At 52.5% G+C, this 17,843-nt stretch carries 14 protein-coding genes; all 14 read right to left on the reverse strand.

The window, feature by feature from the left end; all coding sequences use genetic code 11:
* Positions 1-113: 113 nt before the first annotated feature.
* Positions 114-926, reverse strand: coding sequence for an acyl-ACP--UDP-N-acetylglucosamine O-acyltransferase (gene lpxA / locus RDN69_RS03095; RefSeq protein ID WP_024047904.1), 813 nt, complete (start codon positions 924-926; stop codon positions 114-116).
* Positions 927-1,096: 170 nt separating this feature from the next.
* Entirely contained in the window at positions 1,097-1,555 is a 459-nt protein-coding gene (fabZ, locus tag RDN69_RS03100) for a 3-hydroxyacyl-ACP dehydratase FabZ (RefSeq protein ID WP_273260291.1), read from the reverse strand.
* Positions 1,552-2,400, reverse strand: a complete 849-nt coding sequence (gene lpxC / locus RDN69_RS03105; RefSeq protein WP_273260293.1) for a UDP-3-O-acyl-N-acetylglucosamine deacetylase — start codon at positions 2,398-2,400, stop codon at positions 1,552-1,554. Before lpxC ends, fabZ begins: the two co-directional genes overlap by 4 nt.
* Before the next feature lie 121 nt (positions 2,401-2,521).
* Positions 2,522-3,772, reverse strand: coding sequence for a pyridoxal phosphate-dependent aminotransferase (locus tag RDN69_RS03110; RefSeq protein ID WP_273260296.1), 1,251 nt, complete (start codon positions 3,770-3,772; stop codon positions 2,522-2,524).
* A 155-nt stretch (positions 3,773-3,927) separates the two neighbouring features.
* Positions 3,928-5,712, reverse strand: coding sequence for an ATP-binding protein (locus RDN69_RS03115; protein WP_024047939.1), 1,785 nt, complete (start codon positions 5,710-5,712; stop codon positions 3,928-3,930).
* A complete protein-coding gene (locus RDN69_RS03120) occupies positions 5,709-6,392 on the reverse strand; it encodes a response regulator transcription factor (protein ID WP_024047940.1) in 684 nt (227 codons plus the stop codon). Before RDN69_RS03120 ends, RDN69_RS03115 begins: the two co-directional genes overlap by 4 nt.
* A gap of 6 nt (positions 6,393-6,398) precedes the next feature.
* Positions 6,399-7,040 carry a PhoU domain-containing protein gene (locus RDN69_RS03125; protein ID WP_024047941.1) on the reverse strand — a complete coding sequence of 214 codons (642 nt, stop codon included), beginning with the start codon at positions 7,038-7,040 and terminating at the stop codon, positions 6,399-6,401.
* 43 nt (positions 7,041-7,083) lie between these two features.
* Positions 7,084-7,839, reverse strand: coding sequence for a phosphate ABC transporter ATP-binding protein PstB (gene pstB, locus RDN69_RS03130; RefSeq protein WP_024047942.1), 756 nt, complete (start codon positions 7,837-7,839; stop codon positions 7,084-7,086).
* A complete protein-coding gene (gene pstA, locus RDN69_RS03135) occupies positions 7,840-8,676 on the reverse strand; it encodes a phosphate ABC transporter permease PstA (protein ID WP_024047943.1) in 837 nt (278 codons plus the stop codon).
* On the reverse strand, positions 8,673-9,536 hold the full coding sequence (gene pstC / locus RDN69_RS03140; protein ID WP_024047944.1) for a phosphate ABC transporter permease subunit PstC: 864 nt from the start codon (positions 9,534-9,536) through the stop codon (positions 8,673-8,675). The genes pstA and pstC overlap by 4 nt, the downstream gene beginning before the upstream one ends.
* 30 nt (positions 9,537-9,566) lie before the next feature.
* Complete coding sequence (locus RDN69_RS03145) at positions 9,567-10,469, reverse strand: substrate-binding domain-containing protein (protein WP_024047945.1); 903 nt, start codon at positions 10,467-10,469, stop codon at positions 9,567-9,569.
* Positions 10,470-10,846: 377 nt separating this feature from the next.
* A complete protein-coding gene (gene uvrC, locus RDN69_RS03150) occupies positions 10,847-12,709 on the reverse strand; it encodes an excinuclease ABC subunit UvrC (RefSeq protein ID WP_024047946.1) in 1,863 nt (620 codons plus the stop codon).
* Positions 12,693-15,554, reverse strand: coding sequence for an excinuclease ABC subunit UvrA (gene uvrA, locus RDN69_RS03155; protein ID WP_288218243.1), 2,862 nt, complete (start codon positions 15,552-15,554; stop codon positions 12,693-12,695). The genes uvrC and uvrA overlap by 17 nt, the downstream gene beginning before the upstream one ends.
* A gap of 13 nt (positions 15,555-15,567) precedes the next feature.
* Positions 15,568-17,646, reverse strand: a complete 2,079-nt coding sequence (gene uvrB / locus RDN69_RS03160) for an excinuclease ABC subunit UvrB (RefSeq protein ID WP_288218244.1) — start codon at positions 17,644-17,646, stop codon at positions 15,568-15,570.
* Between the last annotated feature and the right edge of the window lie 197 nt (positions 17,647-17,843).

A 17,843-nucleotide genomic window follows, 5' to 3' on the forward strand; every position in this document is an offset into this window, starting at 1 on the left:
ATAACTTATGTCCAACACGTCGATGCTCTTGCCCGTGTCCGGCTCGCTCTTTATCCTTCGCCGCTGTTTATCCGACAAATAAAAAACGCCCGCTGTCGCGGGCGTTACTTTTTCTATTCGCGGCGCACGCGGCAAATACCGCGCTCGCAATTACGCAGGAAGCGTAACATATGTTCCACTTCTTCGGACGCGTCCAATTCATGTTCCATTTCAGAAATCGCTTCCGAAAGGCGCAGATTGGAACGGTATAAAAGTCGGTACGCGCGTTTCAAGTCGCGTTTGACGTCGGCGGAAATACCGCTGCGCGCCATGCCGACACTGTTCAGTCCGACAACGCGCGCCGGATTACCGTCCGCGATCACGAACGGCGGCACATCCTGAACTACTTTGGTCATAGCGCCGATCATGCAGTTACGACCGATTTTCACAAACTGATGAACACCGGCCATACCGCCGATGACGGCACGGTCTTCAACGACTACATGGCCCGCCAGACCTGCGAAGCTGCTGATCACTACATGGTTACCCACATTGCAGTTATGCGCGACATGCGTATACGCCTGCAAAAGGCAATGCGAACCGACGTGCGTTTCCTGTCCTTCACCGGTCGCGCGGCTGACGGTCACGAATTCGCGAATGTCCGTATAATCGCCGATGGAGGTCGTGCTGCGTTCCCCTTCGAATTTCAAATCCTGCGGATCGCTGCCGATCGAGGCGCCGGGGTAAATGTGGCAATATTTGCCGATCGTGGTGTACGGATGAATAACGACATGCGCATCAATACGCGTGCCTTCTCCGATTACCGTATCCGCGCCGATCACGGCGTACGGTCCGATTTCTACGTTACTGTGCAGAACCGCGCTCGGATCAACTACCGCCGTTTCGTGAATATTCGGTTCATGCTTTTCTACAAGTTGTAATCCCATACTATCTCTCCCGCTATTTGCTATGTAAACTGTATGAATCAATTCAGTTTCATCGTTTATTTTATAATCCGTATTCCGGACAAATATATAACTGCCATTTTACGCTTTCTCGTGCCATTAGCGATGTCTAGAATGGGAATTCAATAAATTGCTCACTTTTTTGACTCAATTCATGCTTTTTGATCGGCTTGATTGTCTTTCTTGGGTGAAAGATAAAACATGAATTCGCCTTGCACCGCCAGCTCGTCGCCCACATATCCGCGGCAGGCGATTTTTCCTACATTTCCTTTGATTTTCAATATTTCGATTTCGCTGCGAAACGTATCTCCCGGCCGCACCGACAAACGAAAGCGAACTTTATCCATCCCGGTGAACATCGGCGTCATGCCGCGATGCTCTTCCGGATATAACAAAGCTACGCCGGCGACTTGCGCCATGGCTTCACATAAAAGCACGCCCGGCATAATCGGATTTCCGGGAAAATGTCCTTGAAAATACGGATCGTTCATGGTCACATTTTTGATGCCGACGGCGCGTTTCATCGGTTCCAATTCTAACATACGATCCACCAGCAACATGGGGTAACGATGCGGCAAAATTTCCATAATTTCAGTAACTTCAAGTTTCATACCGGATCCTCCTTTGCGACCGACTCGACCAAACGGCGAGCCAGCTCCGTATTCAGTTGATGACCGGACTTGCGCGCAATAATATGCGCTTTTAGCGGTCCCGCCAAGGCCAGATCACCGATCACATCGAGAATCTTATGGCGCACTACTTCGTCCGGGTACCGCAATTCGGAAAGCACTTCCGTCGGCGAATACACGACGGCGTTTTCCAGCGTCCCGCCGCGCCCCAGTCCCATCTTGCGCAGTTGCTCCAGCTCTTCCGTAAAACCGATCGTGCGCGCGCGCATAATGCTGTTACGGTAATTTTCCGTCGTGATTTCAATATCCATCGCCTGCAGCCGCAGTAACGGATGATCTTCTTTTTCGGCCAGGAAAGTAACGCGAAAACCGTCATACGGCAACGCGACAATAAATCTGTCATTCGGCGTATCGTACACGCCGACACTTTTTGTCACGGGTAAGTAGCGGCGTTCCGCGTCCTGCGTCACAATACCCGCTTCATCCAACAGGCCCACGAATACCGCCGCGCTGCCGTCACCGACCGGCGGTTCTACCGAGTCCAGTTCCACGATGATATTATCGATCTCCAGCGCCCGAATCGCGCTCAGGACATGCTCGACGGTCGTCACCATGACCGCTCCGTTTTCAAGTGTCGTCGCCCGCATCGTATTCGTCACATAACGAATCTGCGCGGCGACCGTATCGCTTTCCGAGATATCCGTGCGGCGAAACCGAATCCCGCTATCCACCGGCGCGGGGACAAACGAAAGCCGCACCGGCTGCCCGGAGTGTAAACCGATCCCCGAGTAGGTCACTTTTTTGGCGATTGTTTGTTGTAAACTCATCCGGACTCCTTGCGTTGCAAATTTAATAATTGACAAATTAGTCTATTTATTAAGTATAACGAAAAACAGCGTCAGACACAAGTTTTAGGGCAAAGAAAAAGTTCCGCCGAAGCGGAACTTTTTACGCGTGTTCGACTTGTTCCCAGGCCGCTTTGAGTTTGGTCGCAATGCCCGGCATCTTGGCTTTGGTCACCGCGCACACCGCCAAACGCACACCGGCTTTCAACGGTACAGGGAAAATATTATCCCGGTTCATCAGCGCGCAAACCGCTTTCGAATCACGGCTCGGCACACTCAGGAAAAAGCCGGCGCGATACGGTAAAACCGGCAGTTCCACCTCCGCCGCTTCCTGCATGAAGAGCGCGGCGCGATCACGGATAAGCGCGAAATATTCCGCCTGTTCCGCTTGGAACTGTTGCAAAAGTTTCGCATCCTGACTGATCGTGACCAGTGTTTGCATGCCGGCCCGATTGATATTCGACCAGGTCGCCCGACTCGTATATTGGTTGATGTCTTTAAATTCCTGCGCGATTTGCGGCGAAGAGGTGATGCCGATCATCGCGCCGATACGCTGTCCGTACATAGTAAATCCTTTGGACATACTGTAGCAAACGACCACGAGCAAATTCTCCGGCAAATTTTCGAAGTGACGGAAAAAGCTCCGCGACGTTTCTTCATCGCCCGCGAAATCCAAGTACGATACATCGACGAGGAGGATCACATGTTTCTCCGAACGCGCCGCGACTTCTTTCAGCGTTCCCAACGCCTGCCGCCAGTCTTCATCGGAAAGGCTGTAGCCGGTCGGATTGTGCGCCGGCGTGTTCAAAATCACGAGCACCTGATCCTGGCGCGCCGCGATCGCTTCCACATGCTGCGCGAAATCGTCCTGATTCCATTGCAGATCATCGGTAAACAAGCGGAAGGTACGAAGTTTGCGACCGTTGTCATTGCAAAGCACGCTGTACGCGCCCCAGTACCAGTCGCTGGTCAACACTTCATCGCCCCATTCGGTGTAATTATGAATGGTGTTGTGAATGCCGCCGGTGCCGCCGGCCGTGGCCACCGCCGCAATCTCCGCCGCGGGTCGGTACGCGCCGAAACAACGATTCTGCACTTCGGTAAGAAAATCCGGCAGACCCGCGATCGGCGCGTATTGAATCACATCACGCATCGAAAGGCCGCGGTATACTTTCTCTACTGTCGGCAGACACACCAGATCTTCATTCTCGTCTAAAATCGCGCCGATGGTCGCGTTGGTTACTTTTTCTTTACCGTATTTCTGCGCCGCTTTGACCGCCGCATCATTGGCACCGAAAATTACATCATTCGCCTTTTTCCCATAGGCTTGCGGTGCTGCTACACTTATCGTCATGACTATCCCTCGCTTCCTTCAAATTGCCTATTATTATAGCACACTTGTCCGCATGCGATGTATTTTGCGTGGAGTAAAGCGGGTCCTGCGCACTTGTTTCCAGACGATGCATTGCGGCGCAAAAAAACAGCCGTCTTACTAAGACGGCTGTTTTTTTATTTCGTTACGACGTGGGAAACGGCGCCGTCGTTCGTCACATCGTCAGCGCTTTGCGTTTTTTCGGTTTCCTTTGCGTCGGGTTGCGTTTTCGGTAAGGTTACCGTAATCGCGGTACCTTCTTTCGGCTGACTCGTCAAGGCCAATTCGCCATGGTGCAAGGCAACGATATGCTTGACAATCGCCAAGCCCAAACCGGAACCGCCGGTCTCTTTCGAGCGGCTTTGTTCCACGCGATAAAAACGTTCGAAAATATAGTTTTGTTGTTCAATGGGAATACCGACGCCGGTATCTTTTACGGTCAATGTAACGTCGTCTTCACCGTCGCGGATAGTCACATCCACGCTGCCGCCTTCGCGATTATATTTGACCGCGTTATCCGCCAAATTCAAGACGAGTTCAAAAAGCAGACGGGCGTCGCCGAAAACGTAGCCCCGATCACCGTGCACCCGCATCCGGATATTCTTTTTCTCGGACTGCATTTCCAAAAGATCGGTCACCTGCTCGGCAATGTAGTGAAGCGACACATTTTGCCATTGATACGGTTCATTCGCCTCTTCAATGCGTGACAGACGCATGATGTTTTGAATGAGTCCCAGCAGGCGATTTGATTCCTGAATCATCCGCCGCGCAAAGTTCTTCACTTCGTCGGCATTATGATACATGCCGTTCAAAAGCAGTTCGGCGTAGCCGCGAATCGAAGTGAGCGGCGTATTCAATTCATGCGAAACATTCGCCGAAAATTCGCGACGACGTTGTTCCGCCAAGGCGGTTTCCGTCACATCGCGAACGACCAGCAATACGGTAAAGTCATCATTACTGCTTTCCGTGCGGCGGGCGCGCACGCGATAGATCCGCTCGCACAAAGTAAGCTCGGTGGACGATTCGCCGGTTTTCATGGCGTCCTGAATGCAGGTCAGCCACGCGGAGCTCTGATCCAACGCGGCTGCGCTTTGGCCGTGCACATCGCTTGTTAATTGGAAGATCTTGGCCGTGACATTGTTGTAGTCCAAGATGGATTGTCCGCGATCCAGCAAAATGACGCCTTCCGTAAGCGTATCCATCATGTGACGGGTGCGGCTGCGCTCGTCATTAATTTCATCAATATAATGCGAAATGTTTTCCTGCTGCGCACGTGTTCTCGCTAAAATGGGATCGAGTTCCGGCACGCCGAGCATATAAGGCACCGGTTGCCCCGAGATCATCGCATCGACCGCTTCCCCCGCCTGACGCAAAGGTTGCAAAAGATGCCGCGTCAAGTAACCGGCCAGGAAGAAGCAAGCGATCAGGATGACCGCCAGTACACCTAAAACGCCCGGTAACGCGCGTTGCATAATCGCCAATAAGCTGCCGCGATCCACCGCTGTGCGCAGGACGGAGCCGTCGTCCAAGCGCAGCGCATAGTACGAAGTTTCCCGCGCCAACGTACCGGATTCCCGGCGGCTCGCGCCTTCGCCATGGGCCAAGGCGGCCTTGACTTCTTCGCGTTCCAGATGATTTTCCATTTGGTCCGCGTTGTAAGCCGATTCAAAACGTACTTTGCCGGACGCATCGATCCAAGTTACGCGCGTCATGCCGTCAATACCGGCCACCGATGCCGCCAGCCAGTCGACCGGTACCGGTTGATTGTGCATGCCGTCCGCCAATACGGTCGTAACCTGTTGGAGATGCATTTCCGCTTCTTTACGGACGCCGGAATAGTAGAACCACATGCTTGCCAGTAAAGTCAACAGCACCGCTACGATGCTGATGCTTACCAACGCGGAGTAGATGCTTTTTTTCATCGTTCTTCACCCAGTTTGTAGCCGACACCGCGTATCGTTTGAATCATGCTTCCCGCGTCGCCAAGTTTTTGGCGCAAGCTCATAATATGCATGTCGACCGTACGACTTTCAATGAAATGCGTAATTTCCCAAACGTGTTCCATAATCTGTTCGCGAGAAAGAACGATTTCTTTATTCAGCAACAGGTACGCGAGCAATTCAAATTCCTTGGCCGTGAGCGTCACGTCTTCGCCGTCCACCTGCACGCGGTAGCGTTTACGATCCAAGCGAATCGGTCCGCATTCATACACATCACCCGCAAATGCGCGGTAGCCCTGGCGTCGTAATACGGCGCGCACGCGGGAAATCATTTCCATAATCCCGAACGGTTTGCGAATGTAATCGTCCGCGCCGATATCGAGACCGGTGATGACATCATATTCCGCGCTTTTGGCCGTCACTAAAATCACCATGACGCCGTCGTACGTCGCATGGCTCCGTAATTTGCGTAAAATGGTTAAGCCGTCGTCGCCGGGCAGCATAATATCGAGCAATATCAGATCCGGTACTTTTTCTTCCAGCGCCGCAAACAATTCTTCACCCGACTCGAATTTGCCGACTTCGTACTGCTGGCTCTCCAGCGCATACACCATGAGGTCACGAATATTTTCATCGTCTTCTACACAATAAATTAAGGCCATAGATTTTCACTCCCGCCGATCACCGATGGCAAATAAAACCCATTCCGCGGAGGACGCGGCGTGGTCGCCGATCTTCTCCAAGAATTTTCCCATCAACAATGCATCGGGCAGCAAGGGGTCCGGCGAGTCGCCTTCCCGCAATTCTTGAATGATTTCTTCGCGCAGCTTGCGAAACAGTTGATCGACAATGGCATCCCGATCAATCGTGCTCTGCGCCAGGTCCGTATCAAAGCGGACCAGCGAGCGCAAAGCGCTGTGCAACATGTCGCGTCCTTCGGCAAGCATATCTTCCAAAACATCCCACGCCGGGTCCGAGCGCATTTCGCTTTCATCGGCAAGCTCTACCAGCGCGCCGGCGAGTTCCCCGATACGTTTTACATGAGACGCCATTTTGAAGATCGCCGACACCAGTCGGAAATCAGACGCCAACGGCTGTTCACTTGCCAAAAGCCGCAAACAGTTTTCCTCCAGCTTGCGTTTGGCGGAAACGATACGACGCACGGCCTCATCGACTTCCTTGTACGGAACGCTGTCGCCGTCTTGGAAAATCGTCGATGCCATTTGTAACACATCGTCCGTCCAGCTGCCGACCGTAATGATGTCGTTACGCAACTCGTTGAGTTCGCGTTCTAATCGGATTCTGACCACAATATACCTCGCTTTTATTATACCAAGTCGAACGTTTTTCCGTTCAACCGAAACGTCCGGTTACATAATCTTCCGTGCGCTGTTCCTTGGGGTTCGTAAAGATGACATCCGTCGCATCTTTTTCAATGACTTCACCCAACAGGAAAAACGCCGTCGAGTCTGAGCAACGCGCCGCCTGTTGCATATTGTGCGTAACCAGGACGATGGTGTATTGCTGTTTCAATTCTTCAATCAGGTTTTCGATTTTCAATGTGGAAATCGGATCGAGCGCGGACGTCGGTTCATCCATGAGAATGACTTCGGGATCGACCGCAATCGCGCGGGCGATGCAAATACGTTGCTGTTGCCCGCCGGAAAGAGCGAGCGCGCTTTCATGCAGACGGTCACTGACTTCGTCCCAAATCGACGCCTGTTTCAAGCTTCGTTCCACCGTTTCATCCAAAATCGACTTCTTTTTGATTCCCATCGATTTCAGCGCAAACGTGATGTTATCATAAATGCTCATCGGAAACGGATTCGGTTTCTGGAATACCATCCCGATCTGTCGGCGCAGTTGATTGACATCGTCCACATCAAATACGTCTTGCCCGCGATACAGTACCTCACCGGTAATCCGGCAGCCTTCAATCAAATCATTCATACGGTTAAGAACACGCAAGAATGTCGACTTGCCGCAACCCGACGGTCCGATCAACGCGGTGATCGCACGCTCTTCAATCTCCATATTGACATTAAAGAGCGCTTGTTTTTCCCCATAATAGAGGTTTAAGTTGTTCACTTTAAAAGCCAAGTCGGACATCTATTTTCTCCATTTATTCATGACGAGCGAGGAGATCTCGTTCATCAAAACTACGACTACAATCAAGATAACGCCGGTGGCGTACGCTTTATCCGTGTGAATCCCTTCACTGGAAAGCGCGTACATATGAATCGCCATCGTTCGTCCGGAGTGCATCAGGTTGCCCGGAATCTCCGGAACGGTGCCGATCGTGTACATCAATGCGACCGTTTCGCCGACGATGCGGCCGATCGCCAAGATGACGCCCGCCACAATCCCGCGACCGGCTACCGGCAAAATAATTTTCAAAATGGTGTCCCGTTTGCCTACGCCCAAACCGTAGCTGCCTTCGCGTAAACCGGTCGGTACGGTCAAAAGAGCTTCTTCCGTTGTCTTGATGACAAAGGGAAGAACGAGGATCGTCATTGTCAAAATACCGGAAATCAAAGAGTATCCCAGCTGCAAGAAAATAACGAAAAACAAAAAACCGAACAAACCGTACACGATGGAAGGAATACCGGCAAGCGTTTCGCTGGCCATCCGAACCCATTTTACCAGCCACGAATCGCGTTGCGCGTATTCCGTCATATACACGGCGGTGCCTACCCCCAACGGTATCGCCAAAAGCAATGTACCGACGGTCAGGTAGATCGTCGTGATCAATGCCGGAAAGAGCGAAACGTTGGATGTATTGTACTTATAAGCAAACAGGTCGGCGGTGACGAACGGAATACCGTTCCAAAGGATGTGTACCAGCAAGTACACCAAGACCCCCATTGTGAGCGCAATGCCCAGCCAAACGGCTGCCTGTACGATCCATTCATAGACGCCGCGCCGTTCCCCACGACGTTTGCTCATGATTTAACCAGCCTTTCACGTAAAAACAGGAACAGCGTATTCAACAGCAAAATCATAATAAACAAAATCGCGCCGGTCGCGATCAACGCTTCCCTGTGCAGGTCTGCCGCGTAACCCATTTCCAAAACGACATTGGCCGTCAAAGTGCGCGTCCCGTCCCAAAGTGATGACGGGATGATTGCCTGGTTACCCGCGACCATGATAACGGCCATCGTTTCACCGACCGCGCGGCCGATGCCCAAGACAAACGACGCCAAGATACCGCCGGAAGCCGCCGGCACCATGATCCCGACCACGGTGCGCTCATGGGTCAACCCCAGCGCGCGGCCGCCTTCATAGTAACGATCCGGTACTGTGGAAAGCGCCGACTCGCTGACCGAAATAATCGTCGGCAAAATCATGATGGCAAGCAATAGCGCCGCCGTAAACACGCTGTTGCCGTTGCCGCCTAAATACTCGCGAACCATCGGCACCATGACAACCATCCCGAAGAAACCGTAGACGATTGAAGGTATACCGGCCAATAATAAAACTAACGAACGCAGTACACGACGCCACTTTTCCGGTGCAAAAAAAGAAAGGCAGACGGCTGCCGCCAAGGCAACCGGTCCGCCCATCAAAATCGCACCGAGAGTGACCAGCATACTGCCGATGATCATCGGGAAAATCCCGTATGTGGGCGGTACGTCCGTCGGACGCCAACCTGTTCCCAAAAGGAAATCCTGCAAACCGATGGTAAACATCGGCGGGATTCCTTTGGCAAAGATAAAGAGCCCGATGAGGAAGACGCATACGATGGACATTGCCGCCATCACATGCACCGTCCAACTCATCAACTTTTCACTTGTCTGCGAATTCATCCGCTCACTCCCGCTTCTTACCGGCAGATGTTATTTCGCATCCTGCCATTTCGTAATTTTGCCAATGTAAACGTCACGAACAGAATCCGCTTTGATGTTTTCTACGCTGTTCGCTTTGTTGACAACGACCGCCAAACCGTCTTTGGCGATAACGTTACCGTCCACTTTACCTTTTTCGCTGTCTTTCAATTCACGAGATGCCATACCGAGGTCGGCCGTGCCGCTGATCGCCGATTGAACACCGGTCGTCGAGTCGCTCTGCTGCACTTCGACCTTCAGGTTCGGGTTAGCTTTCTGGTAGGCTTCCGCCAGTTTTTCCATGACCGGAGTTACCGAAGACGAACCTGCGCATACGATTTTGCCGGACTGGTTCGCCGGAGTGTACGCCGCCGGAGCTTGATCCACCGCGATGTAGCCGTTGTCGTTAACGATCTTCTGGCCTTCTTTACTGTGGATAAATTTCAGGAAGTCTTGCGCTTGCGGAGTCAAACCTTTTTCCTTGTTGATGACGACATTGAACGGACGAGCCAATTTGTACTGGCCGTTCATAACGTTCGCCGGGGTTGCTTCCACGCCGTCAACTTTCAAGGCTTTTACGGTATCGTTCAACGAACCGAGGGAAATGTAGCCGAGCGCATACGCGTCATTCGCTACGCTGGTCATCATGACGTTGGTGCTGTTCGTAATCTGCGCGGAGCTCAAAGTACGGTCGACTTTCTTACCGTTTTCTTTGACTTCAATACCCAACAATTCAATGAACGCGCCACGCGTACCGGAACCGTCTTCACGGGAAATAACGTGAATATCTTTGGCCAAATCAAAAGCCGCTTTGTCGCCGCCGGATTTGGAACCGGAACCGCCACCGCAACCCGCAATTGCTAATGCCATTACTACACTGACTGCTGCCAAACCCAAACGTTTGCCTTGTTTCATCTTTTTCGTTCCTCCTTTGGAATCGATACGAATTGGTATAACTGCATAATAGCGGAAGACTGTCAAAAGACTACACAGCATTTGTAAATAAATTGTAAAAACAAAGTTTTTGTAAGCTGCATTGAAAATAAATCGTACAAATTCTTCTTTTCCCTTTAAAAAGTCCTTTATTTACAATGCTTGCGCATCTTCAAAACGTCACGATAAATCATTTTAATATTTTTACACTTTTACAGGCGTATCATTTTATCGTGTTTTTATATTTCCCACCTCGGCTTCCGACAGCGGATCGTCATCTCCCGATTTTTGTCCGAATACGTTTCGCAAACATCATGTTGTAAAAGCGGACAAAAAAGAGCGGTGCTCACCGCTCTTTTTTATACCCATTTTTGATTGTCTTCTTTCGTCTGCAGTTGCTGCTGCTTTTCGTGTTTCTCCGCCCGCAAAAACGCGTGCACGGCTTCGGCGGCTTTCCGATTCATGCCGGGCACGGCCGCCAATGCTTCGACATCGGCCGCGCGCATCGCGTCCAAATTCGGAAACGCCTGCCATAGCGCCTGACGACGTTTCGGACCGATGCCGTCGATATGATCCAAGATGGATTGGAAATTTCGTTTGCTGCGCAATTTACGATGGTACGTAATCGCGAACCGATGGGCTTCATCACGCACCGTCTGCAACAACTGCAGCGCCGGTAAGCGATGATCCAACACAATCGGTTCGTTGCTGTACTCAGTAAAAATCTCTTCGATCCGTTCCGCCAAAGCGATGACCGGTGTTTGGACGCCGCACTCGCGAATGACGGGCAACGCCGCATGCAACTGTCCTTTACCGCCATCAATGACGATCAGATCCGGCAACGGCCAATCGGGATGATTGCCGTAACGTCGCGCCATGATTTCACGCATGGAAGCGAAATCATCCGGCTTGCCCTGCACGGTTTTCAATTTGAATTTGCGGTATTCGCTGCCGGTCGGTTTGCCGTCGATCAAAACGCTCATGGAGGCGACGGTCTCCGCGCCTTGGATATGGCTAATATCAAAACACTCAATGCGTTCCGGCAAATTGGGCAAGTCCAAAATTTCCGCGAGATCGCGCACGGCGCCGCTTTGCTTATCCACCGTGTGCTGCCATTGCAGTTCTTTATCCGCCAGGTACTTCGCGGCATTGTCCTGCGCCATATCTTTCAGACCGCGACGGAAGCCGCGTTGCGGCACGGCGATTTTCACCTGCGAACCCCGCTCCGCCGTCAGCCATTCACCGAGCAGTTCGGCATCGGCCGGCAAAAACGGCACCGCCACTTCTTTCGGCACGCGATCCGCGCTGCCGGTGTAATAATTTTTGATAAATCCGGCCAATACTTCCGCATCGCTTTCACCGTATGAGCCGCTGACCATATAGTTTTCTTTGCCGATCACTTTGCCGGCGCGGACAAGTAAAATGACGACACCCACTTTATCCGCCGTACGAGCGACGCCGATCATATCCAAGTTGCCGGCGGCGGCCACGATATTTTGCCGCTCCTGCACGCTTTTCAAAGCGACGATACGATCTCGGTAACGAGCCGCTTCCTCATAGCGCATCGCCGCGGCCGCCTCTTTCATGCTATCTTCCCAACGGTGCAGCCACTGCCGGTTTTTACCTTCAAAAATATCGCAGACTTCCTGCGCCATTTGATGGTACGCGGCTTGTTCCACCCAGCCCATGCAGGGCGCCTGGCAGCGTTTCAAATGGTATTGCAGGCAGGGTCGTCGTACTTTCATTGATCGACAGGTCCGCAAGGGGTAAATCTGCCGCAAGGTTTTCAATGTCCGCGCCACCGAGCCGACGTCGGTAAACGGTCCCAGGTACCGCGCGCCGTCACGCACCAGCCGCCGCGTCATAAAGACGCGCGGATAATCTTCCTGCAACGTGATTTTGATGTACGGATACGTTTTATCATCCCGTAGCAGGATATTGTATTTCGGATGCAAGCGTTTAATCAAATTGCATTCGAGAATGAGCGCTTCGAGTTCCGTCTTGGTCAGAATAAAGTCGACATCTTCGGCGTGGTTCATCATGGCATTCACTTTGGGACTGTTCTTGCTTTCTTCCCGCACGTAGGAACGCACGCGGCTGCGTAAATTCACCGCTTTGCCAACGTAGATGACTTTACCGAACCGATCCTTCCACTGGTAGACCCCTGGTGTGGTCGGCAAGGCGTCGAGCTTGGTTTGGATCCGCTCATTCACTTGCCGCATGACGATCCTCCACCTGGCCGAGTTTTCGCGCCCGTTCCAGCAATGGCGCTAAATAATGACCCGTGTATGACTCCGGCACGGCCGCTACTTCTTCCGGCGTACCGGTCGCCACGATCGTACCGCCGCCCGAGCCGCCTTCCGGCCCCAAGTCAATAATATGATCGGCGCATTTGATCACATCTAAATTGTGCTCGATGATCACCACGGTATCGCCTTCATCCACAATTCTCTGCAAGACATCCATCAGTTTGTGAATATCCGCCACATGCAATCCGGTGGTCGGTTCATCCAAAAGGTAAAGCGTTTTACCGGTGCTGCGTTTCGCCAGCTCCGTCGCCAATTTGACGCGTTGCGCTTCCCCGCCGGAAAGTGTGGTCGCCGGCTGACCGAGACGAATGTACCCGAGCCCCACGTCCTGAATCGTTTGCAATTTTCGGACAATGGCCGGATGATTGGCGAAAAATTCGACCGCTTCATCCACCGTCATATTGAGCACATCGGAAATATTTTTACCCTTGTATTTCACTTCCAGCGTTTCGCGATTATAGCGCGCGCCGTGGCAGACTTCGCAGGGCACGTACACGTCGGGCAGGAAATGCATTTCAATTTTAATGATGCCGTCGCCTTTGCAGGCCTCGCACCGACCGCCGCTCATATTGAAGCTGAAACGCCCCGGCTTATAGCCGCGCAACTTCGCTTCCGGCGTTTGGCTGTACAATTCACGAATCGGCGTGAAAACGCCGGTATACGTCACCGGATTGGAACGCGGCGTGCGTCCGATCGGCTGCTGGTTGATATCGATAATTTTGTCGATATTTTTCGCGCCGGTAATGCTTTTATACGTGCCGGTACGGTGGTATTTACGATACAGACCGTTGGCCAATCCTTTGTAAAGAATCTCGTTCACCAGCGTACTTTTACCCGAACCGGATACCCCGGTCACGACCGTAAGGCAGCCCAAGGGAAACGTCACATCAATATTCTGTAAGTTGTGTTCACTCGCGCCGCGGACCACAAGTTTTTTGCCGTTGCCTTTGCGGCGTTGCGCCGGTACGGGAATGTAACGCTTACCCGCGAGGTATTGTCCGGTCAGCGATTGCGGCGTTTGCAAAATGGTTTTTAAATCCCCCTGCGCGACAATTTGACCGCCGTATTCACCGGCTCCCGGACCGATATCGACGATGTGGTCCGCCGCGCGGATGGTATCTTCATCATGCTCGACGACGATCAGGCTGTTGCCCAAATCGCGCAGTCCTTTCAAGGTCGCCAGCAAGCGATCATTATCGCGCTGGTGCAGACCGATCGAAGGTTCGTCCAAAATGTAAAGCACGCCGACGAGACCCGAGCCGATCTGCGTCGCCAGACGAATCCGCTGCGCCTCCCCGCCGGACAGCGTGCCCGATGAGCGGGCCAGCGTCAAATACCCCAAGCCCACATCATAAAGGAAACCGATGCGCGCATTGAGTTCTTTCACAATTTGGTGGGCAATGATCATTTCTTTTTCCGTCAGTTCGAGTTCGTTCAAAAAATCGCGAATCTCCGCAATCGAAAGGCAGGTCAGCTCATGAATGTTCAAGCCGCCGACCTTGAACGCCAACACTTCCGGTTTGAGGCGCGCGCCCTGACATTCCGTACAGGGAACCTCCGTCATGTAGCGTTCCATTTCCTGCCGCTGACTGTCCGAGAAGGCGTCGCGATGGCGACGTTTCACCATGGGAACGACACCTTCAAACGCTCGATCATAGCTCTTGACTTCGCCGCGCATATTTTCATAACGGAAACGGAATTTTTTGGACGTGCCGTCGCGCAAATAGCGCTTGCCCTCCGCCGGTAAATCACTGTAAGAATTATCCAACGTCAGACCGTACGATTTCAGGAACGGCACGAGCTGCACCATGAACCATGAGTTACGGTTCGTGGAAAGCGCTTGCACCGCGCCGTCTTTGAACGGCAAATCGGGATCCGGTACGATCAGACTGAAATCCGGTTCCAGGCTCGCGCCCAGACCCGTGCAAACGGGACACGCTCCCATCGGATTATTAAAGGAAAAAAGCCGAGGTTCCGGTTCCGGCAAGGAGATCCCGCAATCCGGACAGGCGAAATGCTGACTGAACACATATTGCTCTCCGTCCACCACCTGCGCGTACACGACGCCTTCCCCCAAACCGAGCGCCGTTTCGAGCGAGCCGGCCAAACGCTGCGCCAAGCCTTCGCGCGCGATCAGTCGATCGACCACCACCTCGATGACGTGCTTGCGATTTTTCTCCAAATCAATCTCTTCATCGAGATTCCGTATTTCGCCGTCAACGCGTACACGCGCATAGCCTTCTTTACGTAAGCGCTCCAGCGTCTTTTTATGCGTGCCTTTTTGCGCCCGAACGACCGGCGCCAGTAAGAGAAAGCGCGTGCCCTCCGGCAAGGCCAAAATGGCATCCGTAATCTGCTCGACCGTCTGTTGCGTGATCGGCTTGCCGCAATGCGGGCAAAACGGTCGACCTACCCGCGCGTACAAAAGGCGCAAGTAGTCGTAAATCTCGGTCACCGTGCCGACCGTCGAACGCGGGTTGCGGCTGGTCGTTTTCTGATCGATCGAAATGGCCGGCGAAAGGCCCGCGATATAATCGACATCCGGCTTATCCATCTGCCCGAGAAACTGCCGCGCATACGCGGACAAAGACTCCACATAACGGCGCTGTCCTTCCGCGTAAATGGTGTCAAACGCGAGAGAGGACTTGCCGCTGCCGGAAAGTCCCGTAAAAACAATAAATTTATCCCGCGGCAGACGCAAATCAATATTCTGCAAATTATGTTGACGCGCCCCGCGAATGATCATTTCTTCTTTCATAGCGCTCCTTTACTCAGCGATGACGACGCGGTTTTTTCTTCATCGCGCGCATCTTATCCCGTGCCTGCGAACCGAAGCGATCCGCCCATTCCTGACGCAAGCGCCCGAGTTCATCGCGCCATTGCGCCGCTTTTTCAAACTCCAAATCCTTCGCCGCTTGGCGCATGGCTTTTTCCGTCTCCACAATGCGGGCATGCAGGCTTTCATCGGTCGCTTCGCTCATATCGGCGTCATATTCCTTGCGCCAATCCGTCTCCGCCACCTTGGTCAGGGAAATTAAATCTTTCACTTCTTTAATAATGGTCTTCGGCGTAATATCGTGCTCCGTATTATACGCCTCTTGTATTTCGCGACGACGTTTTGTTTCTTCCATCGCGCGCGCCATCGAGTCCGTGACATGATCCGCGTATAAAATGACATGCCCTTTGGCGTTACGGGCCGCCCGTCCGATTGTCTGGATCAAGCTGGTATCGGAACGCAAAAAGCCTTCCTTGTCCGCGTCCAAAATCGCGACAAGCGAAACTTCCGGCATATCCAATCCTTCGCGCAGCAGGTTGATGCCGACCAGCACATCAAATACGCCGGCGCGCAGATCGCGGATAATCTCCGCCCGTTCGATGGTGGCGATATCGCTGTGCAGGTAGCGCACTTTGACATCCATTTCTTTGAGAAAATCCGTCAGATCTTCCGCCATCTTTTTCGTAAGCGTGGTAATCATCACGCGCTCATTGTTTTTCACGCGCGCGCGAATTTCGCCCAAGAGATCATCCATCTGACCGCGAATCGGCCGCACTTCCACCGACGGATCCAACAGACCCGTGGGACGAATAATCTGCTCGGCCATATTCGTTTGTACCGACATTTCATACGGACCGGGCGTCGCCGAAATATAGACGATCTGATTGATCCGTTCGACAAACTCATCAAACATCAACGGTCGGTTGTCCGCCGCCGAAGGCAGACGAAAACCGTAGTCGATCAACGATAATTTACGGGAACGGTCACCGGCGTACATGCCGCGCAACTGCGGCACCGTGACATGCGATTCGTCGACCATGATTAAAAAATCATCGGGGAAATAATCCAGCAGCGTATACGGCGCTTCACCGGGCGCCCTGCCCGAGAGATGCCGCGAGTAATTTTCGATGCCCGAGCAGTATCCGATCTCCCGAATCATTTCCAAATCGTAACGGGTGCGCTGCTCCAAACGTTGCGCTTCCAATAATTTATTTTCCGATTGCAATACCGCCAATCGTTCATCCAGTTCCGCTTCGATGGAGTGCAACGCGCGCTCCATTTTCGCGCCGGTCGTGACGTAATGGCTCGCCGGATAAATCGCGACATGCGTACGCTCGGCGATCACTTCGCCCGTGAGCGTATCGATTTCCGTCAGGCGATCAATCTCATCACCGAACATCTCGATGCGGATGATCTGCTCCGACTCGCCGACCGGAAACACTTCAATCGTATCACCGCGCACGCGAAACGTGCCGCGGACCAAATTCATATCATTGCGTGTGTATTGAATATCCACCAACTTGCGCAGAATTTCCTCTTGCGGCTTCACCTGACCTTTACGCAGGGACACCACCATCTCCGTATAATCCTCCGGATCGCCCAAGCCGTAAATGCAGGAAACCGACGCGACAATAATCACGTCACGGCGCTCGAATAAACTCATCGTTGCCGAGTGACGCAACTTATCGATCTCATCATTGATCGACGCGTCTTTTTCAATATAAGTATCCGTTGACGGAATATAGGATTCCGGCTGGTAGTAATCGTAGTAACTGACAAAGTAAGCCACTTCATTATCGGGGAAAAACGCTTGAAATTCGCTCGCCAACTGCGCCGCGAGCGTTTTATTCGGCGCGATGATCAAGGTCGGTTTTTGCACCTCTTCAATCACTTTCGCCATCGTATACGTCTTGCCGGTACCGGTAGCTCCCAGCAGCACCTGCGCCCAATGACCGTCACGAATCCCCTGCGTCAAATCGGCGATCGCTTGCGGCTGATCGCCCATCGGCTGAAACGGAGCATGGACTTTGAACGGAACGGGTGTACCGCTGTATGTTCTTTTTAAATGCTTCATAGTACCCCCTGTGTATGCGTATTTGTCATATAATTATTATATCATATCTAAAAAATTCTATATTATTCCCTGATTATGCGCCACGCCTAATAAGCACGTCAGATAAATTATTCGCTGCCCCGTTTTGACACACAAAAAAAGTCTCGTGGTCACGAGACTTTCATTTTTATGGTGCGCCTAGCAGGAATCGAACCTGC

Source organism: uncultured Negativicoccus sp. (assembly GCF_902480485.1).
Classification (GTDB): Bacteria; Bacillota; Negativicutes; order Veillonellales; family Negativicoccaceae; genus Negativicoccus; species Negativicoccus succinicivorans.

Excerpts from the sequence above, each read along its gene's own strand:
- lpxA (WP_024047904.1), bottom strand. The coding sequence starts at position 926 with ATGGGATTACAACTTGTAGAAAAGCATGAACCGAATATTCACGAAACG.
- fabZ (WP_273260291.1), bottom strand. The coding sequence starts at position 1,555 with ATGAAACTTGAAGTTACTGAAATTATGGAAATTTTGCCGCATCGTTAC.
- lpxC (WP_273260293.1), bottom strand. The coding sequence starts at position 2,400 with ATGAGTTTACAACAAACAATCGCCAAAAAAGTGACCTACTCGGGGATC.
- RDN69_RS03110 (WP_273260296.1), bottom strand. The coding sequence starts at position 3,772 with ATGACGATAAGTGTAGCAGCACCGCAAGCCTATGGGAAAAAGGCGAAT.
- RDN69_RS03115 (WP_024047939.1), bottom strand. The coding sequence starts at position 5,712 with ATGAAAAAAAGCATCTACTCCGCGTTGGTAAGCATCAGCATCGTAGCG.
- RDN69_RS03120 (WP_024047940.1), bottom strand. The coding sequence starts at position 6,392 with ATGGCCTTAATTTATTGTGTAGAAGACGATGAAAATATTCGTGACCTC.
- pstB (WP_024047942.1), bottom strand. The coding sequence starts at position 7,839 with ATGTCCGACTTGGCTTTTAAAGTGAACAACTTAAACCTCTATTATGGG.
- pstA (WP_024047943.1), bottom strand. The coding sequence starts at position 8,676 with ATGAGCAAACGTCGTGGGGAACGGCGCGGCGTCTATGAATGGATCGTA.
- pstC (WP_024047944.1), bottom strand. The coding sequence starts at position 9,536 with ATGAATTCGCAGACAAGTGAAAAGTTGATGAGTTGGACGGTGCATGTG.
- RDN69_RS03145 (WP_024047945.1), bottom strand. The coding sequence starts at position 10,469 with ATGAAACAAGGCAAACGTTTGGGTTTGGCAGCAGTCAGTGTAGTAATG.
- uvrC (WP_024047946.1), bottom strand. The coding sequence starts at position 12,709 with ATGCGGCAAGTGAATGAGCGGATCCAAACCAAGCTCGACGCCTTGCCG.
- uvrA (WP_288218243.1), bottom strand. The coding sequence starts at position 15,554 with ATGAAAGAAGAAATGATCATTCGCGGGGCGCGTCAACATAATTTGCAG.
- uvrB (WP_288218244.1), bottom strand. The coding sequence starts at position 17,646 with ATGAAGCATTTAAAAAGAACATACAGCGGTACACCCGTTCCGTTCAAA.